The following is a 701-nucleotide window of genomic DNA, read 5'->3' as shown; positions in this document are numbered from 1 at the left end:
CCCTAGCAATGAAATATACATCCTGTTGAGTGCTGTAACCTCCCGTACTGTGAGTATTATTAATCAATAAATCAAATATTATGAAATTGAAATCTATTTTTTTAAAAGTTCTTGTTTTTCTTTCTCCAAAGTCTGCACTTGGGCCTGAAGGTCAAGTAAACGCAATGACATTTGTGATATGGTTTCAGATTGTACTGATTGCGTTTCAATTATTTTGGTTAGGTTACTCTGTTTGGAATTCGTTTCACGACTAGACCAATATGAATAACCAATCTGTAAAATCATTATAAATATGGTTGCCCAAATTAAATTTCTTGATGTTTTAAATTGTCTGTTAGCTATATTGCTTTGTTCTTTTAAGAAGTCTAAAACATCATTGACAGCAGTTATCTGTTTTTCGTTCAATTCCTCCATTGATATTAATTCTGGTGGTCGCATATTGGGCCAATCAAATTTCGATATGTCAAATTTTGGAATGTTAAAAAAATCATTAAAGTTCATACTGATGAAATATTTAGTCCTGCTCGTATTTCAGAGCAGGCAAGTGCTTTTTAATTTTAATACACCCCAGACGTTGAGCGCAATTAGATTTAAGGGTAGAACGGAGGCACGTAGTTCTTTAAATCGTATCCGAATCCATGGCTTGTCGAGACGGCGCAGCGAATTGAGACAAGCCATGGCTGAGGTTATTGCGCTCAACG

Annotated in this window: 1 protein-coding gene; it reads right to left on the bottom strand. The window is 35.1% G+C overall.

The window, feature by feature from the left end; genetic code table 11:
• Nucleotides 1–93: 93 nt before the first annotated feature.
• Nucleotides 94–501 (bottom strand): hypothetical protein, encoded by a 408-nt coding sequence (locus MWU82_RS24055; RefSeq protein WP_247098295.1) that lies wholly within the window; start codon nt 499–501, stop codon nt 94–96.
• Nucleotides 502–701 lie beyond the last annotated feature (200 nt).

It is taken from the genome of Arenibacter sp. S6351L (assembly GCF_023016025.1).
Lineage (GTDB): Bacteria > Bacteroidota > Bacteroidia > Flavobacteriales > Flavobacteriaceae > Arenibacter > Arenibacter algicola_B.
This window is presented reverse-complemented; position numbering and strand designations above follow the sequence as displayed.